The sequence below is a fragment of the Bacteroides mediterraneensis genome (assembly GCF_900128455.1).
In the GTDB taxonomy this organism is placed as follows: domain Bacteria; phylum Bacteroidota; class Bacteroidia; order Bacteroidales; family Bacteroidaceae; genus Phocaeicola; species Phocaeicola mediterraneensis.
The window spans coordinates 2055214-2081665 of record NZ_LT635783.1; the positions used below are offsets into that span (position 1 = coordinate 2055214).

A 26452-nucleotide genomic window follows, 5' to 3' on the forward strand; every position below is an offset into this window, starting at 1 on the left:
CTAGAGACAATAAGCCACACTTTGATGCAGCTGCCAATGTGAACGCAATTTTTTCTGGGAATAGTCTGGGTCGGTAAACGTCGCGATATTTTGGAACTCATCTACGCAAATCACGATTTTCAGGCCCTTCTTCCTGGCAATCTTTTCGGCAAGATCGAGCACTTCGTCGGGATTACGCTTTATCTCCTCCCAATCAAAATCGATTGAAACCTCGTTAGTAGAGTCCGTACCGATTGAAATCTTGGGAACAAGATGCGAAAAGAAACTCTTCGCACTCTCGATTGCTTCCTCCCATTTTGTGGAAGTGGCGGCAATTACTTTTTGGGCGAGCAGCGAATAGAAATGCTCCTCGCTACGTACATTGAAAAGGTCGATATGACAGATTCGGAGTTTGCAGTCTTGCGCCATCGCTAACTTTGCTGCCTTATTTACAAGCGAACTTTTACCCCAGCCGCGAGGAGAGATAATAATGGTGTTGATTAACGATGTGAAATACTGGACCAAGTAAGTCGTTTCTTTTTCACGATCGCAAAAATCTTTTCCGATGGCTATTTTTCCATATATAAACGGAACTTCTTCCATATCACTCTATTTTTGATTATGTTGCTAATATAGCACAAAAATGTAATTACATAAGTCGATGCTACAAAAAGTGTATATACATTTATTGTAGTATTTTGCTGATTGGTGTTGTCTATACATAAATATCTGGATAAAAGTTGTACAATCATAATGGGTTTCGTTTTCTGGCAAGAAACAATATATTATTTGTTATAGGTGAAATACGAACTCTACGAATAATATAATAATGCTTAGTATCTTCTCTATTTCTGTAACCTATCATAAAATAAAGTAAAACCGCTATATTTGTATATTATATGATAGGTTGAGTTATGACAAAAAGTACAATGGGTACCAAGTTGCCAAGAAAGCTGGAGCAGTAAAATCTAGATTTTCAAGTATATATCTAAACTGAATGATAAAACGGTAGATCTTTCAGAAGTCTTCTTTGTTTTTGTTGTGTATATACTTTTTCATAAAATTGCTAATAATAATTTTTTTATCGTTTCCTGATTTATTGTATCTGTCGTAGAAATGCGAAGCAAGTGAAGTCCTAACTTTTTAAATATCTGATTTTTCAACGCATCACGTGATTGTTGGACGTCATTCTCTTTATGGAAATGCCATCCGTCCACTTCAATGGCACAGATCGGTTGTTTGGTCAGGGAATTATAGAGCAGGAAATCCACATGTGAGAATGGACTTTCAGCGAACGCTTTTTCTTTATCTTCCAATTGATTCCAGTCGGCAATAAGTCTGGACAGTAGATAATGACAAAGTACTCCCGTATGGGGCAAACCTAATTCAGCAATGGCTTTTAACAAGATATCGTATATTAGATTCTCTGATAAATGTTCAGAGACGGCAGGATGAGCAGTTTCGTAAGCCAATCTTTCTGCTGTATATTGCTGATAGAGCAAATCAAAAACAGAATGCAACTTACTGGATTTCACTTCAAAATTGTTGTACTGAATATAACTGATTAGCTGGCTGAGATTGGAATCCTCTGGCATTTCATTGCCGTTTGTAACCAGACATAATTTGGTCTTAGCACGGGAAATGGCCACATTAAGCAAATTGGCGTCATCCGAAAATTCGGTAGGATAGTTGTCCACCATACTCATAATGATGGTGTCACATTCCCGCCCTTGGTACTTATGTACTGTACTGGCTATGTCTTTTCCGACGGTTTTGTTGATTGCTTCAGCTTGTGCCCGATACGGAGTAATAATACCTATACTTTCCGACTCTGCGCATTCCGGTAATACCTCTTGCGTAATGACATCTATTTCTCGTTGGTTGAAATGTCCTCTGGCATGGTTGCCGGGTATAGTTCGCATCACTTGCAATACATCTTTTTCTCCTTCGTCTGTAGTCATAGCAACCAGTTCTCCATTGTAAAAGCGCTGATTACAGAACTCTATGATTTTCGGATGGCAACGATAATGTTCTCTAAGCAGTGTTACTGGCGCATCCCGAAATATTTTTACGCACGATTGTAGGAAACTATGAGTGGCGGCGTTATATCGATCGTCCACTTTATATGTGGTCTGAATAGCCTTCAACGCCAATTCTTCTTCTCGGCTTACCACGTTGGGTAACTGTTTGTCGTCACCCACAATCACGGCGTTCGTGGCACATGATAGAGCCAGAGCCCCCGTCTTAATATCCACTTGGGAGGCTTCGTCCATAATCACATAGTCAAATACCATGTCTTTACTGATACAGCTTTTGGCCGAATAAGTGGTGCTGAGCACAACCGGATATTCTTTCAGAAACTCTTCTGTTCTGGGCTTAATATCCTTGATCGTAAATTTTTTCCTTTGTCCGGTATTATACCGTTTAGCTATCTTGTCCTTCAATAGTTGCAGAGAAGAAGAGCGAAGTTCTTTCATACTCTTTTGGATATCGATGCTTTGGAGTGCCGAAGCAATCGATTCCAGCTCTTGCTCTAATTCTGTTTTTCGAGAAAAGTAATAGGCCGACTCCAAACTGTTTATGACATCTGTTGCTTTCCTATTTAAAAATGTCAATATTTTAATTCCTAATGAAAAAGCCCATTGCAATCTGAACCATAAACCTGGCTTACGTCCGTTCTCAACCATCATCTGATAGCGGTTGAGTAATTTCATAAGTTTAGCCGATGGTTTGCCATTCAACCATTCATCCTCTGTATGGTTGTCTTTCCGCATTTCGTTGTATTTCGATTCTTTTAATAGGGCATCGTATTCAGCCTTTAATCTGGCTTGTCGGAGTTGACCATCAAATCCTTGTGAAACGGCTTGAAGTGAGTCTTTCGCCAGATTCTTTGTAGTTGTTTGTTCCTCAATCTTCCAATCTGTCATAGCAGGATACTCTGGCTGGTTGGCGATGAATGTTTCTTTGTTTTGTACACTACCCAGTTGGGCCACAAGAAAGCCTAGTCCTTCTCCGTTTAGTTTCTCAGCTACATTCTCTACAGCCGAGTTATTGTTTGATACAACCAATACCGTTTTACCTTTCATCAGCAGATTGGCAATGATATTCAGTATCGTCTGTGTCTTACCAGTTCCCGGAGGTCCCTGAATAACGCTTACCTGATGCGTCAATGCTGCTTCTACGGCCGCTTTTTGGCTGGCATTGCATCCAAACGGATAATAGACTTGTTGGGGCATGGAGCAAGTTGCCAATTTTGTTTTGTCACCTAGGTATTGAGCCAAGGGAACATTGTCACGCTTCACATCTACCAATTCATATTGTTTGGATAGAATACTTTCATCATCTTCTTCCGCAATCAGTCCTGTTTCATCAGCCAGTTTGCGAAGATAATCCCAAATAGAACCTCCATTTTTGTCAATCGGGGTACGGGTAATATAGACCTCGTTTCCTTCTAGATTCTCATAGTAGCCATTGTCATAGGTCACTCGATAAAAAATGTAGCGACCATCTGTAAAACGTAGTAATTCTGCAACATTGTTAATGTGTTTATTATTGATGTATAGCCCTTTTTCTCCAAGATTGATTGTATCAGGATGTGTCAGATTGCTGAAAACGGTTGATATCCGTTCACCCAAAACGGTGATATCCGTTCACTTTTCATACTCTTTACCTATGGCGATGCAAATTTATTGATTTTCGTCTGTAACGTTGCAGTTTTGATGTCTTTTTTGACGTAAACTGCTGCCTTGTAGCTCGAAGCGCACACTTGTGTGTACCAACCTGTCTAATATTGCATCAGCTGCAGTCGTGTTGCCTTTCATCACATCGTACCAGTTGGCAACCGGCAGTTGTGATATGATGATCGTAGCTTTTTGTCCATGGCGGTCTTCTATAATCTCCATAAAGTCAAGTAACTGTTGTCCGTCAAGAACTTTCATGCCGAAGTCGTCCAGTATAAGCAGGTCAGTCTGTGCCAGCTTGGCGAAGAAACGATGCAGGGTACTGGATATACGGGCAAGGCTTATTTCCTCGAAGAGCCTGTACAGGTTATAATAAGCAACCTTATATCCGTTCATGCAGGCCTGATGACCAAACGCTGTACCCAACCAGCTTTTACCGGTACCGGCAGCACCCGTAATAAGTATGGATACCCCGTTTTTCACATAGTCACAAGTGGCAAGATTAAGTACTTTCTGCTTGTCCACGCCACGCTTGCAGTCATAGATAACTTCACTTATGGAAGCCTGATAACGGAAGTGTGCTTTTTTTATCAGACGGGCATTCCGGCTTTGATTCCGGTTATCCAGTTCAGCCTGTATAAGCAGTTGCAGACCGTCTTTCAAGGAGAGCGACTCTGCCTGTCGCGTCTCCTGCATGGTAGCCCAGTAATGGGCCATTCCAGGCATCTTAAGGTTTCTTAGAGCATTGATAATTTCATCCATCGTTATTTGTTTTGAGTGTTAGAAGTCTGTCATTTGAACTGTGCTTTTCCACGGATATTACAGTGCTGCGGAGGAGCAAAGGAAGATGAAGGTTGCCCCACACCGGCACACTTGCTCTCTACCAGTAAACGGATAAAGCGATAGTTGCATCTGTCTACATTCAGGGCTGCCTCGCAGGCTTTTTGGAAAACGACCGGATCACTGCTCCTTTGCAGGTTTAGAAGCCCGTCGCAGGTCTTGTAATGAGTCTCCGGAGGCATTGTGGAAGAATAAAATATGCGGCGGATTACATCTCCCAGTATGCCGGATGCACGCTCGGCACGCTCTATGTATGATTTTGCACTCATCCCTCTGTATTCCCGGGAATTGCTTGCAAGATGCTCCTTTACGATAGTATACTTTCCCCTGTTGTAATCACGTAGGTGAGTGGCTACAAGCTCACCGTCCACATATACTTTTACCAGTGTGCGTGTATATGCGACATGTGCGGTTTTGGATATATACTGATACGGTACTGTATAATAGTGCTGGTCACGTCCAAGATAGATACAGCAGTTGGTTGACACCTTCAAATCGGTATATGACACAATCTCAAAATCTCTGTCAGGCAGTGGCATAAGATTTGGCTTGTCTACGGCAAGGAACCGTTCCTCACGCGTGTAAGGATGCTTTTGCATGCGTTTCTGGTTGTGCGCTTTCATTTTGAGTGAGGCTGCCCGGTTAAGCTCTTCCAGTGAATGGAAGGTTTCATTGCGGAGTTCGGCAAACACACGCATATAGACAAGCCTCACGGTCCCTTCCACGTTGCTTTTATCTTTAGGGTGTACGGGACGTGCCGGTATGATGACCGTACCGTAATGATTGGCCATATCCTCCATTACACGGTTAAGTGAAGGCTCATATCTGTCGGTCTTGACAACAGCAGCTTTAAGGTTGTCAGGGACAAGCATCTTTGGTACGCCGCCAAGATGTTTCAGGCACTGCGTTATGGCATATACAAAGTCTTCTGTACGCTGTGAACGTACGAAGAGGATATAACCGTAGTCGCTTGCAGGCAGAGTGGCTACAAAAGCCTGACACTGGACGACCTCACCGGTTTCCATGTCAACGTATCCCATAGTATCACCGGCAAAATCGAGGAAAAGCTTTTCGCCGCCCGTACGCATGTCGGCAAGTATGGTGGATGGCGACTCCTTCCTGGCCTCTGTGTTCTGATTGTAATGAAAACGGAACTGTGTCAGGCTGTAGTGGTCATCCGGATGCTCATTACGGTATTCTTCCCAAAGCAGCTTCAGCGTGACATGCTTGCGCTTCATCTCCTCCTGAAGATATGGAAGAAGGGCTTTGAATGTTTCAAAACGCTTGTCGCTATATGCAGGATTGCCGCCCTTGAGACGGTGCTCAAGAATGGGATCATCCAACCTGATAAGTTCATCAAGGCTCAGACTGTCAGCGTTGACCTTATTCATGTAGTTGTTCACTGTCTCCTTGTTCATGCCGATTATATCAGCAGCCTTGCGGTTGGTGCATATTCCGGCGGATACCCGTTCAGTCCCCAGTTAGTATTCAGTGTTGTTGGCAAAGTTAATACTTCTTTCTTAGGCTCTCTCCTTTGAGGTCAAATTTTATTGCCTTATGCACGATTCTGTCCAGACAGGCTTCCGCAATGAGCTCGCTTTGGAACACATCATACCAGTCTGCAACGGGAAGCTGACTGGCCAGGATGAGTGCTTTCCGGTTGTACCGGTCATCTATGATCTGTTCAAAGTCATGCTGTATCTGGCCGTCCAACTTGACCATCCCAAAGTCATCGATAATCAGCAGGTCATGTGCGTTCAGCTTCCGGAAGAAGTTTGTCTCCCGTCCTTCCAGGTGTACAAGCTTCAGGTTCTCGATGAGCATGTTCATCGTGAAGTACAGTACTTTCCGGCCGTTCCTGCATGCCCTGTCACCCAAGGCGCAGGCGAAGTAGGACTTTCCGGTTCCTGCCGGTCCGGTAATGATGACCGTCATTCCGCCAGTGATGTAATTTCCGGTTGCAAGGTCGGCTGCAGAGCAGGCCTGTATTCCCCTTGCCGTGTCCGTTTCAAGTTCTTCCATCGAGGCTCTCAGACGGAAGCCGGCATTCTTTATAAGACGCTGGATGCGGTTGTTCCCTCTCGTGTCACGTTCGTACTGGAGCATGATCTGCATGCCTTCACGCAGGGTAAGCTTGTCCAACTGATGTGTTTCTTCCAGGGAGCTCCAGCAGCTTGCCATTCCCGGAAGCTTCAGCTCGTGCAGTGTTCTTTCTGTTTCGTTGCTCATAATCATTTATTGTTATTGGTTCATGTCATTTCCTGTAAAATAGTCTTTTCCACGCATGTTTCCGTGGTTTGACGATGTAGGCGCATGGAAGATTACCGTCTCGTCGGCAGATGCATTCACACCGTTACGTTTGAGTATGGCTTCAAACTTGCTGTAGGAATAAATACCGTACTTCATGCACTGGCGGCAGGTAAGGTCAAACGTGGCAAGGTCATACTTCCTTCTGAGGCTGACTATGGAGTTGCACAGCTTGTAATACACCTCTTCAGGCTGTGCGGTACGTTTGGGGTCAAAGATGCTCTTTACGTATTCATGGCAGTCCGGCGATATGTCCTTCGCCTTTTCCACATAATAGGCTGCCGAACGCTCCATGATTACCCTGCAACTGGATGCGAGATGTTCCCTGACTGTGGTATAGCCGTATGTATGGCTGCGGATATGCGAGGCTACCAGTTTCTGCTCCACATAGACCTTGACCCATGAACGGGTAAAGACTACTCTTGCCTGTTTTCCTACATGGATATAAGGGACGGAGTAAAAATGGGTCACTTTGTCCTGTCTCAGCTCCACATGGCAGTTTGCCTGTACTTTCAGATCGGCATACAGGCGCATCTCATAGGGTTCCGGCTTCAAGGGTTTGAGCAGCTCCTTCTCCATGGCATGAAAACGTTCCTCACGGCTGTAGGGACGCTTCTGCATGCGGGTCTGGTTGTGCCTTTCCATCAGCTCCCATACGGCACGGTTCAACTCTATGAGTGAATGGAAGGTGCGGTTACGCAACCTGGCATAAATACGGTTATATGTAATCCTTACGGAGTCCTCTACCAGAGCCTTCTGTGTCGGTGATGCCGGGTCACATGGCAGCACTACAAAATGGTAGTAGTTGCCCATGTCCTCAAGAGCCTTGTTCAGCTTCGGCTCATGCCGGTCATTGCTGATTACAGCCGATTTGAGATTGTCGGGAGTCAGTATGGGAGGTACACCGCCCAGATGTTCCAGGCACATCCTTATGGCATACAGGAAGTCTTCCGTCTTCTGCGAAGGTACACATATCACATAGGTATAGTCGCTGTAAGGCATGCAGGCGACAAACACCTCCACCTTTATGACTTCTCCGGTTTCGGCATCCACATAGCTGAGCTTGTCACCGGCAAAGTCGACCATGAGTTTCTCTCCCGGTCTGTAGGTGTTGGTAAGTACGGCTGTAACATCCTTCTTCGCAACGAGATTCTGCTTCAGATGGTAATAGAACTGTGATTTTCCGTAACCGTCGGGATGAGTCGCACGGTATTCATCGAACAGGACCTGACGGCTTACATGGGATTTGGAATCCGTCAGCAGTTCCCTGTATCTGGGTAGCAGGATCAGGAACTCTTCCATTCTCCTGTCCGTATATGCCGGAGAACCGGCATGGAACATCCGTTCCAACTCGGGATCGTCAATCTCAAGGAGGTCGCTGATGTTCCATCCGTTGGCTTTTACTGTATTCACATAACCGTTGACGGTTTCCTTGTCTATCGGTAACTTGCGGCTTACACCGCGGTTGGATTCTCCGGCCTGCTTGAGCTGGAGTACTTGTTTTATCAGACTCATATCCTTTGTTGTTCCTGCCATGACTGTGCTGTTTCTTGTTAGCTTACCAGCACAAAGGAAACTGAAACCGGGGAAAGAATGAACGGATATGCTCCGGAAACGAAGATATACGCTCACAATTCCATGCACGGCTGAACGGATATACTCCGGAAAATCTGAAAGCATACGTCTAAAGTGAACGGGTATGCTCCGGAAAAAAGGTGCTACAACGTGCAATTCTCGGAGGTGAACGGATATGCTCCGGAAAAATTGAGATTTTAATGTCTGGTTATCCATTTTTTCATCCTTTTAGGGGATGAACGGATATAAGATTGTGCTTTTAAAGGCTATTTTTATGCTTTATAAGCTGCCGGAAAGTGAACGGGTATGCTCCAGAATATGTAGCGGTTGGAGATTCCGCTCTTCTTTAGTAGAAGAAGTTGTTTGATCTGGCTCATATTCTTACTTTTTCCTGCCATAGTCGTATCGTATGAAGATTGTTTTCTGCATACAAGATACGGGAAAAGAGTAGCAAGTGAACGGACATGCTCCGTTTTTTATGCAGGCATTGTCGTTTCTGTGAGAAGGTGAACGGATATACTCCGTTTTCCGTATGTAGACAACTGATTATAGTATTATTACATTCTCATTAGTGAACGGATATACTCCGATTTCTGTAGAGAAAACGGAGATTCTATCGTAATATCCAAACCACTGAACGGATATGCTCCGTTTTTTATGGCGTTTTGTGGCGTTTTTAGCTGAAATGAACGGATATACTCCGTTTTTCAGGCACTTTTCAAGGCCAATTTAGCGGTAAAACTGGATGGATTAAGCCGTTCAGAGTGGGTGGGGATGCTCCGTTTTCGGCAGTCAGATAAAGTAAACGGGATGGATTGTAATTGAATACACGTGGTGATGACGAAAAACGAACAGCCCAAAGTCCATTCTTGTTTTGGTAAATAGAAGAAACACGTTCGGTGACAAACATTTGCTTGTCACCGCGTTTCTCTAGATCAACTATCATACAATGATTTGCATCCATAATAATAGCTTATTATATGGTGGTTATACGACTATGGGATACTAAGCTATTGCATAATAATCAATAAGGAACAGACATTTCTATTATATCAGACATTGCGCGACTTATATCCTCTTTATATTCCAATCCTATAGATTTGTTTAGCATAGCTTCTACTAATTGGTCGGTAAAAGAACCTTTTCCTTTTGCTGAAATACTTAAAGCGAACAGTACTTGATAATACATAATACGCAATTTTCGTGGAGTGATATCAATCGAATTATGATTGATTAAAAAATCATGAAACAAATTTTTAATCTTTTCATCATCCAATTCTGGTATATCTTCTGAAGCAGTAGTAGCAACGACTGCTCCTTCATAACGGGACGTACTAAATGGAGGTTCTTCTATTTGTTGCATATTGGATTTATAATTTTCTGAATTAGAATCTTTAATCAGCATTTCTATATACTCTTCTAATTGTTTAGAATCAAGTCGGGGTAATTTAATACCAAAAAGAAATAATTTATCTAATTGTTCCCGTGATAATAAGGCAGCCTCTTCAGAATTAAAACCATTAGCCGTGAGTTCTTGCACATAGGAATGAAGAAGTTTCTTCTCGTCAATACTACATATCACGATAAGTCTTTCTTGAATTATGCGGTTTTCAAGAACAGTTCTTAAAGATTCAATAAGACTAATCATTTTATGTGATGGACATCTATCTATATCATCAACGTAAAGAATTATCCGAGATTTATTATGACACAAAACCATTGTTTGTAATAGTTTCTGCAAATTTCCCTCTATCTCATTTTGAATGCCCAAGTAATTCTTATAAGATTTCCTGCTTGTATATTTTTTTATGATGTGTCGTACAGATGCAGGCTTTTTAATTAACAGATGTGCAATACCCGTAAACACATAAATGGCACATGCCGGAATTTTTGCAGAAATTAAAAAGTCCTTGATTACGTTATTGGAATGTATCGAAACAATCCAACCTATAATCCAACCTATAATTAAAATAAGAAAATAAATTGCGACATCTCTAGTAAGAAGCGTTTGAAACAAGTAATTTAGAGATTTTGCAGCACGAGAAGCCGATTTATAAATAGTTTCATACAGATATGCCCATAAAGCAGGGGTATCTTGATATTTCCAAGCATTAAACTCTACTATTGTATATTCTAGCTCATGTTTTTGTTTATCTATAAGATTCATTTTGAGACGGTTAAAGAAATAGGTTTTGCCACGCCCCCATGGACCAAATATACCTAACATTCTCGTAGAGTCAGCTTGGGAGGTTGCAATTTTATCCAACTGCTTAGCAAAACACTCCGCAACAGAGTCTATACCAAAACAAGGAGTCGCGTCCGTATCTACAATCTTCTTGTATTTCTCTTTGACTGTGAAATATTTAACAGGCTTCCTTGATTCCTTTTGTGATTGTTTATTTTTTGCTTCACTTTCATCGCCTGGAACATCTATATTAACACCAACCCCAGATTGTATCATTTTCGATGTATCTGAAAGTCCATCTGACACTAATTCTTCTTCGCTAAGAAGGTTTTCTTCCACGTATTCTATTCCTGCTGGGGTTATTCCTGTAATCGTTCCATTATCTCCGATATATAATACCAAACTGATATAACCTGCATCTTTCAATCCTTTTGCGGCATCTAAAACTTGCTTTGGAGAATCAAAAATCAATTTATCTTGAGCGCATAATTCCTTGAGATCAATAGTCGTAGATTTGTCATCCTTATACCTATGATATAAGGATAACAAAATATTCTGTTTTAATTCTTTGATGGTCATAATTCTATTTTCTTAATCGTTAAATCCAAATTTATTCCATGCCTCCATAACCAAGCGTTTGGTACGGTACTCGCCCAGTTCTCGGAGTTCTCGCTCTTTGAGCACGCGGAATGTTTCGTTGATACAGCCTTTGCTACACACATCTTCAGGATCAAGAATATAGCGAAGGTCCTCAGTGGTAAGACCATATAAATGAGCAAAGATGGCATCCAGTTCGGCTTGCCACACAGTTCGTTGCTCTTCATTCCATATGACTGGTTCTTCAGGTAGGTCATACTCTTCTGGGCACTCTTCTCGCAACTCTTCCATCCAACCATCCAAGTCATGATTGAACCAGCAAAGGCGTGCTACACGCTCCACAATTCCCTGTTCGTAACCCGATGAGGAAACCTGTTCTGGAGTAAGGACAGGGAATTGTTTCACAAAACTGATACTGGCATGACTTCCTCCAATTTTTTGTCTTGTTGTATAATCAAATACTAATGAGGACATCATTCCCAAAAGCAGTGCTCCGGGCATAGTGCCACGCTCCACGAAGAGGAGCGTGGCACTATTCCCGACGCCGAAGGCGTCGGGAATAGGCGACACTATAAACGTCCTTTCATCAACAGCTCTTGCTATATCTCGAAATCCAATAAGCCATTTATGTTTCCATTCCCAAATAATATTATCTTTAGCATCTATCTTTACAAGTCGATTATAGACTTCCTCTTGTGGTACCCAATACCAAGGCATAGGAGTGTCATAAGGATTTGCTAATTGCTCTAAAGTTGGTGTCGGTACTGTATTAGGGCGTTCTTCTTTGGTGGGCCAATCAGCATAGTGATGATTATAATGCCAAATCATTTTCCCTTCATATAGTGGAACATAAATCTGATTATTTAAAAGAAATTTATTCCCATTTAGTTCTGCTCCTTCATTGATAAGTTGAGAGTAGGTACGGAAAAGATAAGAAGCCGTGGACATATTAAACATACTGCCAAACTTGATATCCCAAGGATTCTCACTCGTTGTATCGTTTATTATCACTTTACAACGGCGATAAATCTTAGTAGTAAGCATTGCATCGCGACTAGTTCGAAATATCGGGCATGTTTTGGTGTTTGGATTTAAAAGTTCAAAATCTGTTGTTTTAAGTTTATAGATTCTTGCAGGATCGAGAAGATGATCCATACGGGTTAGGTAAAACCCGCCCGAAACTTCACGAGGAGTATCATGTTTTTGACCGACGGAGAGGAGACAGAATTTAAACATCCGGTGAATGTCAAATAAGCCTTCTTTATTCTCAAAATCATAAAGAGATATTAACCTGTTTTCTTCAATAAGTTTGGAGAAAAATGTTTTGCTACTATCATTTACCGCAATACCGGTAGGTAGTACTAATCCCCAGGCTTCTTTTGAACAATTTAAGCAATGCTCAGCAAAGAGCGGATATAAATCAATTTTTCCTATAGCTGTGAGGGGAAAACGCCCAGAGTTTTTTACATAATTAGATTGACTCGATACAGTCTCACGAGCAGTCTTATATTCATTATATAAGGCTGGATTATTTTCTTTAAGTTGAGCAATTCTTTTATCTCGAGCAGCTTGGTTTGCAGCGTGGACAATGGAATCATCTTTGTCAACGAACCATTTTTCATCTTCCATTTGAAGTTTGTCCCAAGGTGGATTGCCACACATCACATCAAATCCGCCTCCATCAGCAAAGACCTCTGGAAACTCGACACACCAGTGGAAGAAACGATTGGCCTGTGCCACTTCGTTCACTTCTTGTTTGAATGAATCAGGAAGAACCTGTAAACCTTCCATCTCCTCAGTTGAATAATCAAGATACTTTATCTCCTGTAAAGCATTATAGACTGTACGGGTATAGGGAATATTGAATGGGGTAAATGTCTCGGTTTCATCATCAAATTCTGAAGCCAAATCTGTTGCATGGAATTGTTTGTAGAAACTATAAACATATATATCACAAGCTCGTCGTAGACATTCTACACGAGGAGATTGCATTAATTCCTCCCATTTTGATTGCTTGGTAAGCTCTTGTAAGAGTGAGTCTTCAGGTAAATCATTAATTTCTTTAACCTTACCGGCCAGTCCGATCTGTTCACTATCAATGCTTTGAATGGCAATATCCTGACTAAACAAGGTTACAGATAAGCCTATATTTCTCCCACTACGAACTAAGTCGACATCTTTAAGGGCCTGTTTGTTGAGCTCAATAATTCTTTTCTTGGTTTCTTTATTATCAGCAGTGAACGCTTCTTTGGGAACTCCATTAAGGAGTACATCAAGGTTGGTCACTCCAACCACAGAGTTACCGCAACGAATATGATGGTCAAGGAAAGATAGTGGTTTCCCAGCACAATAACCTTCAATCCAAAGCACGACTTTACAAAGTTCTACAGCATCGGGATTATAGTCTACTGCATAGATGCACTTCTGAATTACTTCACGAAGCGCTTCACGATAGTCGAGCGAAGCTGGATTGTCTTCACCAGTACGTAATGTACATATATACCAGGCTAAAGTTCGAGCCATAGCCAAAATAATATGACCTGAACCACTGGCGGCGTCACATACTTTCATGGAGAGTAGTGAACGAATTTTTTCTTCAGTGGTCTGACATTTGGCAATACGCTCTTTAATTACCGGCTCCAAGGTTGTACGAATAAGACTTTGCACGAGGTCTGGACGGGTATAGTAGGAACTAGATGATTTCCGATCAAGGCCTGCGCCAAAAGTAAAATTCCACTCTGAGACGGATGTTCCCTGCATAATGATAGCACGCATTTCAAGAATACCCTCATATACTGACCCAAACTCTTCTACATCAAGAGATGAATAATTAATCTTTACCCGATTTTGTTTCTCGTCCCTAAACTCATTTAGACAAGAGAAAGCAGCCAGAAGCTGTTCATTAGTAATCTGGCATTGACGTAAATAATGCAATGTCTCAGAAGCGAATAATACGCCTCCAAGAGGCTTGATAAAGAGTGGAGCTCCAAATGTTTCATCTTCAAAAAGTCGGAAAGAATCCATTAGCCCTTCCCATAAGTCACAGTAGCGTTCATTGCGCAAATAGGGTAACTCTGACAAGCCACGTAAGCGAGACACTGCATAATATTTTTTGTAAATGTCCTGGCAACGAACTTTTTGATCATAATCATTATCTGTATCCGGAGCACCGATATTGTATACCAGATTGCGGTCTTCAATAATAAAGAGAAATAATAATCGGTAAATAAAATGAATCAGTTCTTTATTCAAAGTCTGTGCGTTTGCTTCACCATTGATGACAGCCTGTCTGAATACTTCATTACCTGCACCTTTTCCACATACCACTGAGCGTCCCAGTATTTCCATTGCTTTTTGAACGGCATCACTTAACCCTGCACGAATGCGGTTACCGCTTTCAATAGAGCGATTGAACCATTGTTCCATGATACAGGCATCGTCCCCGCTGTGTGTGAAACGGGAAGAATGCATCAGTCGGAACAACAAGCAGAATTCAGCATAATGATCTTCTTCGACCATACGACGTATGTCGAACTCAATGTATGTAAGTTTGACTAATTGTCCGGTGTTACGAATAAGGCGTAATACTTGACCATTAGTTACAATGCCATATACATGTTCGGTATTATTTAGATAGTCAAGCATAGTAGCTTGAGGTGACTTTTGGCGGCGTTCACCTTTGATTCGCTGGTCGAGTGTACATTTATCGAGAAGATCTAATTCTGCATCACCAGTTTTATCACCGACTATAATAATTGGCATTTGGTCCAATTCGGGACAAATATAAGGTATGTCGAACTTACGTTCGCCTACTTCAATTTGTGTAGGTTGATAATCTAACTGATAATCAAGACTCGAAAAGAACCGTTCCATGAGACGACGTACAGCTTTCGTTCCGTATGGGTCGCGAAGAGAGTTACGTTCAGAAAATAGTTTCCAATCGTTACGCAGACTGCTCCATGCATTATCAATTTTGGCCGTGAGCGAAACATCAAGATTAAAATCTTGTTCACGGTTACCTTGCATGGAAGATTCAGTCTCTATTTCATGTAAAATATCATCTGAGAGAAGATGGCCATATATATGTATAGAAGTATAATCCATATCCAATAGTTTACTTTATAAATGTGATACTTTGGGTGTATAAACAAACGCAGCTATAACATCCATGGGAAGAATTGGCTTTACTACCTGATACTCTGCTTCTGAAAGATACGTACGGTATCGTGCAAACGAACGTACCAGGTTATTTGCCCGTTCTGTGGCAATGTCGTCGGTGTGTAGGCGTAGTGTCGCTTCATTGTTAATCCATTCCAAACGGCGGTTGAAGATATTGCGTTGAGCAGCTAAGTCAATATTACCGGTTGGCTGTGAATCCAAAAATAGATTTTGGCATTCAGCCTCTGAAATGAAATCATGATTGTCTACTTTCCCCTTATACCCAAAGAATATCATTTCCTCACCAACCAATTGATTATCGTTGTGTTTTGTCTCGCTAATTACAGATCGGACTCGCATAAGGAGTACGGTAGTAACCATATCAACCTTGTCTGTCTCTATAACCATTGCACGGCAAGCTCCCAAGTTTCCGCCGTTGATTGTATCATTGACAACACTCCTTGAAAGATCTTCTACGAAAGTGTGATTACGTCCAATATACATGTAGTTTTTAGGAGTAGGCGAAGCAAATGAAATCCGCACTGTTCCTTTTTTATCTACCGTCCGTTGAAAGTAGGATTTCAAATTTTCTGGCAGTTCGATAAATTGGAAGGAATAGCACAGTGGAATACTATCCACTTTCACATTGATACCGGCATGTCGTAATTCTCCGATAACGAAATCCCTTGTATCGTAAATATCACCTATAACCTTTTTGGCTTCATTCAGACTTTCAATCAACCGGGTCGGATCCATTGCTTTCGTATTATGGGCAAAGTAGGTATGTGACTTCTTTTCAATTTCTACAGCTCGTTGAATACGTTTATCATGTTCTTCAACCGTTTCTGAAGCCCACTCCATATCAAAAAGAGTCGGCTGTTTAATAAATTCCTTTTTCGTGTCGAGTACAATAATCTCTTCCATAATACTCTCCATAAGCGTAGAATCATTATCGGCAATTGGGATGTAAATACCTAATGATTTTCGAATCTGATTTTGCTTACGATAAAGTACTTTCATGATGATTTTGTCGACAGGATTCGTGTCTTCATCAAAGAGCGTAAAAATCGCAACTTCCTTTTCAGTCTGTCCAAAGCGATCTATACGACCGTTACGCTGTTCCATACGATTAGGGTTCCATGGTAAATCATAATGAATAACACAATTAAAACCCGTTTGAAGATTTACTCCTTCTGAAAGACAATCAGTACATACTAATACATGGCGAGGTGCTTTAGCTAATTCTTCAATCTTCATTTTACGGTCTTCATCCGTAAGTCGACTGGTTATCACTTCAACCGATACATCTTTGTATTTTTTATTGCCAGATAAATGTTTGGCTATATAGTCTTTACAATATTCTGCTGTCTGTATATATTGACAAAAGACTATTGGAGCATATCCAGAATTTAAAGCAAATTCAACATTCTTTGCCAATTCTGTAACTTTGCTATCTTGTCCCTTTTCTTTGATTTCTCGAAGGATTGAAATGAATGAACGGAACTTGTTCTTCTCACTATTTGATGATTCCTCGTATGATTCAGGAATTACATCATCATTGAAAAGCCCATCTTTTAATGCATCATTAAATTTATAAATCTTGTCGTTATCTTCTGCTACATTTTCAGAATCATTAGAGCGTTTGTTTATTTTGTTCTGTAGCATGCTAATACCTGCATCTGGACTTGACATCACACCTCTGATAAGGGCCAATAGATCCCAGTAAATATAGCGTTGTTTTATTTTACCTAAAGAACGTGCAGCTTTGACACCTTCACGTACATAGTCTATAATGTTCATAAGGAGAGCATGGTACTGAGCACTTAATTCATATTTGGCATCAAATTGAACGCGAGTAGGAAATATCATATCATTTCCTACATAAGGTTTAACATCTGCACGACGGCGTTGGATAAAATAATGTGACAGTTCTTCACGTTGGCGAGCATCTTCCAATGTGAAATGTTCAAACTCAGGTTTTAAGAGCCCGATAAGTGATTGAAATTCCTCATTATTTCCACTATGAGGAGTTGCAGTAAGAAGTACTATATGCCTTTCTGATTTAGACAAATCAGAAAGTAAAGCATGGCGTAGCTGCTGACTCTTGTTGGCACCTTTGGGCTTAGCGCAAGTATGTGCTTCGTCCACTATGATAAATTCCGGACAATGTTGTAGAAACATTGGCTTTCGGTCTGAAGACTTAATATAGTCTATAGAAATGATTTGGAAGGGTATATCGCGGAACACATTTTGATTGGCACGCATATTCTTTTCCAAACGGCTTATTGTGCTGGAGCGGATAATTTCGGCTTCCAGCCCAAATTTATCGCGAATTTCATTCTGCCATTGCTCGCATAGGTGTGGCAAACATATAATAGCAAAACGTTGAATCTCTTTGCGATCCAAAAGTTCTTTAGCAATTAATAAAGATTCCAAAGTCTTACCTATACCTACATCATCTGAAATCAGCAAACGTATAACCTGGTGTTTCAGGGCCAATATGAGGGGAACCATTTGGTAGGGGCGAGGTTCAAAAGAAAGTCGTCCTAAACAATGGAATGGTCCTGCTATGTCACGAAATGATAATCGGCACGCATTATAAAGAATACGTGCTGCCTCAGGATAACTATTCGCTCCCACATCATCAGATGAGGGCTTGCGAAAATCATATGAGCAGACCATTGAATTTAGTTGGTCTTTATATAATGGCTTATACAGACCGATAACTTCGGCATCTGTACCACCTAAAGGTTTTATAATTAATATATCTTTATCTGATGACTGTTGAACCACCCATGGACGTGAGCGAAATTCAACAAGTGTTCCTGTTTTATATTCCATCTCAATTAACTTATTGGAGTAAATATGTCTGAATGTGCAGATACGAACTCTGCCAATGGCGTTTTGTAGTACCAAACGATGACTACATAGCCGGCATCTTCAAGCACTTCTCTTTTCTTTCTATCATCTTCCCGCACTTCTGGTAAATCATGGGGTGTACCATCACAAAATACCACGATTCTATCACCATATATGAAGTCTGGTTGCACATAATATTTTTCTGGAAACATTGGCTGGGCTTTATCTGGTAGACGAAGCTTATGCTCATATAAATATTTTAAGAATTCGTATTCTGTGCTGCTATTATGGTCACGGGTTGCTTCGAGTTCCTCATACTGTTTATCGTAGCTTTGAAGTTGGCCAGCATTGCGCACTTCTATATCAGCATTCATCATGATAGATAATGTATTATATATTTTTCTAATATCAATAAGTTGATGATATGGCTGATTGTAGTAATTAAGCAAATTAGTATAATCTGCAGGAATTAATTTGGCACGCTCTTCCTCTGAGAGTGGTGTAGTTCTTCCATAACAGATTTCATAAGCTCGTTTTACTACTGCGTGATAAGATGCAGGCTCTAATACTAAGCGTTCCAGTACACCTAATGAACCTTCTGCATTTTCGTAAATGAGAAGATTGGGGACTTTTTCATCTCCCATTACATCGGCTCCTATTTCACTACCTTCTATTTGAAAGACATCTTCTATTGCTTGCTTAAATGCATACAAGAATGTACGAACAGCTCCTTTATCTGATAAAGCAAGCGTATCAAGAGGCTGAATATAAATAGCATTTGCAGTTGTCTCTGTAAATAACTTGACGTACTTGATACTGTTTGGCTCTTCCGGATGCTGTTGTTGTTTTTGCATATGAATTGCCATACGTTCTGCACTAATCCAATCACCTGTTTTTGTATCAAAGGCAAAGCCATTTGCATTGTCGTCATTTTTTGATTCCAGAATATAAGTCAAGCGACATGAGGGGATGTAACGAATATTGGCTAAATGAGTTCCATTATTAGTCTTTAGTTCGCACATGCTTATTGCACGAGTATCATCTGAAGAGAAATAGGTTTTTAATTGATAGAATTTTCGACTTCGTTCTTCTTCCTGACACGTAATTTTTTCGCTTTCTTGTGCTACCATGTCTTGTAATTGTATACAATAGCCTGGTATCATTTTAGAGACACCATCAAGACTCTCTCCTGTGATTATATCTGTATGATGTGAAGCATTCTCTTGATTTTTGTAAATTACTCCCGTTTTGGGATTGTAGAAAAATTTGTTAGGCGTTACTTCTCCCGTTAACATCATGCGAGATACACGGAATTTGCCACCATCATTGTAGATGATATTTTGAGGACCAAATTCTGTTAATGCCAATGATTTTGCCCGGCTAAGATATTCTACCTTATCGCTATTTTTATATTGCAGTAAAGCTCTCTGAGGTAATTTTGTAAAATTATATCCTGGCAAGAATCCTTCGCTGGCAAAATATCTGTAAGGGTAGAATTCGTTCTCTTCCGCATTTTTCCCTTGATTTTGTCCGAGAAGCATATCGCGAAGCTCTATTCCTCGTCTTTCCTTTAATAGTGCCTCTTTCTTTTCCTTGGAATTTTCACCATATATATTATTTCTGGTAACAGTTTGTGCTTCTTCAATCTGCTGTTGAGCTAATTTATATAAGCTACGCCAGCGGTTGAGAGCTTTGTCAAAATCATATAAATAACTATCCAAAATCCGGTCCATCCAACTGTCAGAGAACCAATATGGCATTTCTTTGTCGATTCTACTAGACAAATAATAGTCTGATATAGCTTGCTTAAAAATGGCTTTAATCTCTTGTTTTCGTTCTTTTGAAAGTTGGAGATGATGAACAACTTCGGGTTTTAACGTGATGTTATTTGCATTACTATAATCAACCAAATCTGCAATCCCGTTAGATAATTGAGGAATGGGGCATATGGATAATATAGTAGAATGCAAATGGGTCGAGAATAATTCTTCGTTAACCAGTTCCATACGTGGTGCTTTTACCTCACCACTCACCATCTTTTCAGGATGACGAAGATAATAATTTTCGTGTGAGTTACGTGTACGGCAGTAAGTATAGATTAAAGCTGCTTGACCGCTACGTCCTGCACGACCAGCACGTTGAGTATAATTTGCTGGAGTAGGTGGAACATTGCGCATACCCACTATAGATAGGTCTTTAATGTCAATACCAAGTTCCATGGTAGGTGAACAGTATAGTACAGGAAACTCTCCATTACGGAATTGCTGTTCTCGTTTTTCACGTTCATCTTTAGGAACCTGACCTGTATGATCTTTCGCTTCCAAATTTATATTGGAAAGCGGAATATTTTTATAGAAGTTCTGAAAATAGTTATTAGGGGTATAAACAATTTCATCCCCAATAGTCCTAATTCTTGTAAGATCTGTTCTCACATTTTTTTCATCACCTTTTTCCCATAAAATGCTTGAATAAAATAATTGGTAAGCTCCGTCATTTTCTTGAATGTAATTACCCAATGCAGCAAATAAAGATTGCATATAGGAAACATAATCTTCTGAATTACGGATTGTTGCAGTACCTCCATTTATATTCAAGAAATCGCGAACAAAAAATGCCAATTTAGAGCGATAGCCAGCGACCTCTTTTCCAAAAGCCTTGCGCTTATTCTGTGGTTTTACAAAGCATAATGCATGTGAGGCAGTAATTCTGTCGTTATCGTCTAATGTCCATGGACTTTTTAGATTTTCTCTAACTTGTTTCTCTATGTCTTTTGCAGCCTCTTCTGTTCTATCATCAGAATATATGCACAATTTGTGACGCATATAATCCAATATTTGGATGATGAAGCGTTCCTTATTTTCATCAGATAATCCGTCTAATTCAGGTATATCATAGAGACGGTCGCAACCATTTTCACCTGTAATTTCGTCATGGAGATATTCATAATTAATCTTCAATAGTGCACATTCTTCAAGATTGGGCATGTTTACTTGCCAGTTTCCAGCCAGATCATCGTAGATGATAGTTCCTAAATATCTTTCCATTACATTTTCTACTTTCTTTGCACGCCCTCCAGTCCAATTAGGGAATCGGAAATAATCGTTATGAGAAAGATGAAGGTGCTTAAATACGAGTCTAGCAATTCTATCACTACCAATAGGCTCATCTGCTTCTTTTACAGCATTCCAAATGGCAGAGCGTATTTTACCTATACGTATAAAATCATTAAAATGGCCAGATTGTAGGGCAGCATCCTGACGAGCATCCACAAAAGTCATGACTTTACAGTCTGCAGGTTCTACATTTGCATTTCTCATTTTTATGACATTCTCATATGAAAGTACGGTTGTTGCTGTACTTCTACCTTCACTACCAATTTTTGATAACTTAGACCATTCTTTACTTGATCCTGAATAGATAGCTTTTGCCGTTGGATCATACTTCAGTGGACTTGGCACATATATTCCTTCAATACACTCATTATTAACATCTTGAACTTCTGAAAGGTCCCCATATATTGTAAAATAAACTTTTTTTGGGAAACGATCTAAATAAGTTTTCTTAAATTTTCGATTCCCATTTTTATCTATAGTGTACCAGTCCTCTGGAATATCATCTGAATTTGGATCTAATAAGAAATCTTCAACAGATTCATTCTTATGGGGAACGATAATATAACCGTTGTTTATAGTAAATTCTTGCTCTTCTTCATCTAATTCATTACGCTCATCGTAATTTCTGGGTAGAAGAGTGTCGTTTATAATTTTTACAGAATACAATTCATGTCCGCTTAAACGACTGAACATGATAGGATAGTATTGTACTTTATGCTCATTATCAGACAGCTCTTCACAATATAATTTTTCATCAACTGTAATGTAACGGTTTTCAGGATTTCCTAATGTTGCATATACATTTCCGGTCTGAGGAATAAATTGGTGGATTTTATAAGGTAATAGATTAGCCCCTTGATTAATATTAATATCATTACACCAGTTTAATATATCAATAATGTGCTGAATACAAATATCTATTGAGACTTTTCTATCAATATAATTATGTAATTGTTCAGCTATTTTCCTAATAGAACAAGGAGCTCCTCTGAAGTACTTTTGTTCCTGTTTGTCAAAGCGCAGCGCAATGTTCTGCTCAATCCAATTGGCTGTAGGATGATTACGGAGCATATCAGCATTTAAATCTGACGGAATAGGAGAATTTATAGCTGATAGTATATCCTCTTTAGAATAATTTGTATTGGATAAGCCAACCTTCAAAGTTTCATCTACAACTTGATTAATATCATAGGAGCTGCCAAAAATGCAAGAAGCAACTTCTGCAACCTTTTGACGCTGTTCTTTATAGCTAAGTTTATCATCTGCAACCATTGTGGCAGATGTTCCAAAACATAACACTGGCTTTTTAGCTTGTGCCTTTATTCGCCTAATCAAAAATGAGACATCACTACCTTGCATACCACGATAGGTGTGCAATTCGTCAAATATCAAATAATGAAGATTCTCAAGGAAACAATCTCTGAGCCGTTTTTCATCGCCAGCGCGAGTCATTAAAAGTTCCAGCATCATATAGTTGGTTAATATGATGTTGGGAGGCGTAGTTTGTATGTGTTCTCTAACTTGTGAATCTTCTTGTCCTGTATATTTGGCAAATGTAAACGGGCATTCTTTTCCTGTCGCATTTTCATACTGTTGACGATATCTAGCCAACTCTTCGGATTGAGAGTTGATGAGCGCATTCATAGGATATACAATAATGGCTATTGTTTTATTGATAGAATCTTCTTGATGTTGTAGTATATAATTGAAGATGGTAGCCATAAATGTACGAGATTTGCCAGAACCTGTACCTGAGGTTACAATAAATTCTTTATCTTGACATCCTAATTCTATCGCCTCCTGTTGGTGTTTATAGAAGGGATTCTTAAAAAATAATCCTAAATCTTTATGAATAGGGAAGCCATTGTTGATCATTTGACTGACATCGATTCCAGACGCAAAATTAGGATTAAACTGAATTAAGGCATCCGGCCACAATTTTTCACTTTTAATGGCCTCACTAACCTCTTTTCTTATCCGTTCGTCTTTTATGGAAACGAAACTACCGATATATTCTTTATAGCTTCGTTTTATTTCTTTGTATATATCTAATATATTCATATTTGTATATAATCGTTCTATTGTTTTGAGCTTATTAACAGTTCTCGAATATCGACTTCTAATATTTGAGATATTCTTAATAATGTTTCAAGACTTGGTTGGGAAGTGTTTGTGCACCATTTGGACACAGTAGCAGGATCTTTCTCCAATTGCTTAGCTAGCCATTTATTGGTTCGCTTTTTCTCCACAAGCACAACCTTGATGCGGTTTATGTCTTTTTCTTTTTCCATAAGGATTTTCTTTCGTTCTATGCAAAGATAAGAAAGCCTATCTATTTTTCATCATTTCAATAGGACTATTTGCAATAATATTTGCGAATTAGTTCAATATTATAAGTTATTTCTCGATAACATAATTTCTTTTTGGAATAGAAATCTGTATCTTTGTAGGTAACAATGTTTTGATATAGGCAATTGCTGATAGAAATATAAATATTAATTATATGGAACAAATAATAACAACAACAGTTGTAACATTAATATCAGGAGCTATCGGTGCCATAATTGGTACCTATGGCGGAGCGTTATTTGCTGCAAAAAGACAAGAAAAACATATAAAAGAACTTAGACAAGTTGCTATAAAAGCTTTAAAAATATTCCAAAAGTATGCTCGTAATAAACAAACTTACGATGTTGCAGCTTCTGAATTCAATAATGCATTAAGTATTGCTGAGAAAAGAGTTTTTATTGTTGCATTACATAAGTTGGGTATCCCTATTCTGGCGACTCCAGATTCTAAGTTTGACATACAAAATATTGTATTTGAAAAAAGAGAAATAGATAAAGACGAAATAGAAGCTATTATCAGCCAAATACAATTAGGACATTGTGATCAGTTATTTTACATTGAACCTGATAATTATTTTAGTGAAAACATTCGTTTAAAAACATTACGTTATATTGCCAAAAGATGGGTAAGAGAAGTTTTTGGTAAAAGCAAACTTGATCGTTCTCAGAATCCTATTGTTATAGTTTATCCTACTAATTGGTGGCTAGGTTATACATTAGGAGAAAGGTTAGGAATTGCGGTTTTAAGAGAACGTATATCTTTAGACGAATATTTTGATGAACAAGGCTTGCCTAAGGAAGATTCTATTGAGCGTTTAATAACAGACATAGATCGTGGTCTTTGGGATAGTAGCTTCTTTTGGGATATAGAAAATTATCGAAGTGTAACTGCTACAAATTCTCTTAATAATATGATCTCTCAATTATTAAACAATAATCAGAACAGTACGATTCAGAAAAAAGAGGGATAAAAGACAAAAAGTTTGTAAAAAAAAGCAACAGAGAGGATTTTCCTCTCTGTTACGAAAAAAGTTATACCTCTAACTCCTTCAACGGCAACCCATAATTATATTGTCTGAAAAATCCTCGGTGAATAAGTTTCAGACCAAGGGTCTGATAATACTTGTAGTCATCATCCTCGGTGCAGAGGTATTTGTAACCATAGCGTGGGGCGTACTCCTTGAAGAAGCGGGCAAGGTCTTTCAGGTTTTCTTGCTGGTTTCGTTTGAAGTTGCCGCGCACAATGATAATGCTCCAGTCGGGGATGCTGCCAACACCACAACTGTATTCCCAAAAACGGATGTATAAATTCATTTCGCCTACATGGACGGAAACACAAATGCCGTTGGCGTTGTGCATAACGGAACAGCAATTTCTATAACCGAATCTCTCACACAAATAGAGATTGAAATCGTAAATAAAATCGGAATAGTTCATAATAATTTGAATTTTGATGGTTAATAAAAAATTGATTATAGACTGAAACCTCGCTTGCGTTTCGGTTTCTTTTTCTTCTTTTTAAGCCGGTTGGCCTGTATCGCTTCCTCCGTATCATAATCCGTAGGAGAGGGCGTGAACAATCCCACACTGATGCTGGAATGATTCTCCTGCTGGTATTCATGCCGAGGTTCCTCGCGTATGGTTTCTGTCTGTGCCTGACGCTGGTTCATGGTAGCAGAAAGAGCGTTATATCTCAGCTCCTGGTCGATGTTCAGGAAACTGAACTGGCGGTCAATCTTGGAACCGCTAAAGGTCAGTTGGTCACATGTGAACTTGACACCTTGCATCTCTCCGGTCGTGCGACTTTGCTTCCATTGCGTATCAATTCCGTACTTCCGTAAGGCCACTCGCAGCTCACTCCAGCTTCGGGCGTTCGGAACTTCTCGTTTCAAGGCATGATAGATAAAATACTTTACCTTGTCATGATGACGTAACCGCATGAAATTGACATTCTCTTTTCCTTCGGCAAAATGCAAACGGTAACGGGCTGTCAGCATCTTGCAGACCTTTTCGTTTCGGTAACGGTCGTTCTTGTCGCTGATGGTGCGGCCGTCATTATCCACCCGGTTGTAAACGATGTGACAATGCGGATGATCACGGTCGGTATGCCTGGCGATGATGAACTGCGTGTTCTCGATTCCCATCAGCTTCATATAGTCGTGGGCAATTTTCAGCATCAGTCCATCATCGTCACGGATGCGGTCCCCGTCTTCTGCAGAGAAACTCAATGATATATGGCCGACCTTGTTCTTGACCTTGTCATTCAATAAAGTCTGCAACTCGAATTGCTCCGCTATTTCTTCAGGTGAACCGTAGACACCAACCGCTTTCAGCAGGCGTGATTTATCTTCTTTCAGCACATAGTTTACGCACCCGGAAAACGATGTGCCCTTGACAATCTTACCTATCATCCTTGAGTTGTTTTATGAGTTGAGAAATCTGCTGGGTGACGGTCCGGCACTCATCGGCCACACGATAAAAACCGTAAGCGTTGGCTCGTTTGGCAAGCTGATTCAGGTTCGTACTTTCGCCAATCAGTTTTCGGATGATGTCAAGATTTTCTCTCGTAATCCGTTCGCGCACCGTACCGTGTTCAATGAGTGAACGCACTACTTCGCTTTGACTGCGTTTACTGCGCCGGCTGAGTGCTCTGAGCCAGCCGAATTGTTCGTCTGTAAGACGGATTGTAACTGTATTTTTCTTGTCCATAATATTTGCTTTTGAGATTAATAATTGTGACCATCGGGAGCCGTCTCACCTTCTTTTGAGGTGAGCAAGTGGCCGGGAAATGTAATACACCGGCATAAACTT

The 26452-nt window shown here is 40.1% G+C and carries 16 protein-coding genes; 1 reads left to right on the forward strand and 15 read right to left on the reverse strand.

All coding sequences use genetic code 11. From position 1 onward, the window contains the following. The 12 genes from BQ7480_RS18180 to BQ7480_RS08535 all read right to left on the reverse strand — a co-directional run bounded on the left by BQ7480_RS18180 (nt 1) and on the right by BQ7480_RS08535 (nt 23584). Complete coding sequence (locus BQ7480_RS18180; protein WP_235816663.1) at nt 1-582, reverse strand: ATP-binding protein; 582 nt, start codon at nt 580-582, stop codon at nt 1-3. A 452-nt stretch (nt 583-1034) separates the two neighbouring features. Beyond that, entirely contained in the window at nt 1035-3614 is a 2580-nt protein-coding gene (locus tag BQ7480_RS08490; RefSeq protein WP_235816664.1) for an AAA domain-containing protein, read from the reverse strand. A gap of 51 nt (nt 3615-3665) precedes the next feature. Further along, on the reverse strand, nt 3666-4421 hold the full coding sequence (gene istB / locus BQ7480_RS08495) for an IS21-like element helper ATPase IstB (protein WP_071150252.1): 756 nt from the start codon (nt 4419-4421) through the stop codon (nt 3666-3668). 29 nt (nt 4422-4450) lie between these two features. Then, a complete protein-coding gene (istA, locus tag BQ7480_RS08500; RefSeq protein WP_072542534.1) occupies nt 4451-5980 on the reverse strand; it encodes an IS21 family transposase in 1530 nt (509 codons plus the stop codon). A gap of 25 nt (nt 5981-6005) precedes the next feature. Then, complete coding sequence (istB, locus tag BQ7480_RS08505; RefSeq protein WP_072532092.1) at nt 6006-6728, reverse strand: IS21-like element helper ATPase IstB; 723 nt, start codon at nt 6726-6728, stop codon at nt 6006-6008. A 12-nt stretch (nt 6729-6740) separates the two neighbouring features. Further along, nucleotides 6741-8342 carry an IS21 family transposase gene (gene istA, locus BQ7480_RS08510; protein ID WP_072542535.1) on the reverse strand — a complete coding sequence of 534 codons (1602 nt, stop codon included), beginning with the start codon at nt 8340-8342 and terminating at the stop codon, nt 6741-6743. 311 nt (nt 8343-8653) lie between these two features. After that, entirely contained in the window at nt 8654-8779 is a 126-nt protein-coding gene (locus BQ7480_RS18300; RefSeq protein ID WP_262483147.1) for a hypothetical protein, read from the reverse strand. Nucleotides 8780-9405: 626 nt separating this feature from the next. Beyond that, nucleotides 9406-11145 (reverse strand): P-loop NTPase fold protein, encoded by a 1740-nt coding sequence (locus BQ7480_RS08515; protein WP_072542536.1) that lies wholly within the window; start codon nt 11143-11145, stop codon nt 9406-9408. Between the two features lie 12 nt (nt 11146-11157). Continuing rightward, a complete protein-coding gene (locus BQ7480_RS08520; RefSeq protein WP_072542537.1) occupies nt 11158-15267 on the reverse strand; it encodes an Eco57I restriction-modification methylase domain-containing protein in 4110 nt (1369 codons plus the stop codon). Nucleotides 15268-15282: 15 nt separating this feature from the next. Beyond that, nucleotides 15283-18162: a helicase-related protein gene (locus BQ7480_RS08525; RefSeq protein ID WP_072542538.1), complete on the reverse strand. Its 2880-nt coding sequence runs from the start codon at nt 18160-18162 to the stop codon at nt 15283-15285. A 5-nt stretch (nt 18163-18167) separates the two neighbouring features. Next, on the reverse strand, nt 18168-23354 hold the full coding sequence (locus tag BQ7480_RS08530) for a DEAD/DEAH box helicase (RefSeq protein ID WP_072542539.1): 5187 nt from the start codon (nt 23352-23354) through the stop codon (nt 18168-18170). 17 nt (nt 23355-23371) lie between these two features. Next, entirely contained in the window at nt 23372-23584 is a 213-nt protein-coding gene (locus tag BQ7480_RS08535; RefSeq protein WP_072542540.1) for a helix-turn-helix transcriptional regulator, read from the reverse strand. Nucleotides 23585-23796: 212 nt separating this feature from the next. On the opposite strand from BQ7480_RS08535, the gene BQ7480_RS08540 reads away from it, so the two are divergent. Further along, complete coding sequence (locus tag BQ7480_RS08540; protein WP_072542541.1) at nt 23797-24612, forward strand: hypothetical protein; 816 nt, start codon at nt 23797-23799, stop codon at nt 24610-24612. A gap of 61 nt (nt 24613-24673) precedes the next feature. Here BQ7480_RS08540 and BQ7480_RS08545 read toward each other — a convergent pair whose 3' ends face one another. Genes BQ7480_RS08545 through BQ7480_RS08555 form a run of 3 tightly spaced genes read right to left on the reverse strand, consistent with a single transcriptional unit; the run spans nt 24674 to nt 26350 of the window. Continuing rightward, nucleotides 24674-25078, reverse strand: a complete 405-nt coding sequence (locus tag BQ7480_RS08545) for a hypothetical protein (RefSeq protein ID WP_072542542.1) — start codon at nt 25076-25078, stop codon at nt 24674-24676. A gap of 35 nt (nt 25079-25113) precedes the next feature. Then, complete coding sequence (locus tag BQ7480_RS08550; RefSeq protein WP_072542543.1) at nt 25114-26052, reverse strand: relaxase/mobilization nuclease domain-containing protein; 939 nt, start codon at nt 26050-26052, stop codon at nt 25114-25116. Next, on the reverse strand, nt 26042-26350 hold the full coding sequence (locus BQ7480_RS08555) for a MobC family plasmid mobilization relaxosome protein (protein WP_008151762.1): 309 nt from the start codon (nt 26348-26350) through the stop codon (nt 26042-26044). Before BQ7480_RS08555 ends, BQ7480_RS08550 begins: the two co-directional genes overlap by 11 nt. Between the last annotated feature and the right edge of the window lie 102 nt (nt 26351-26452).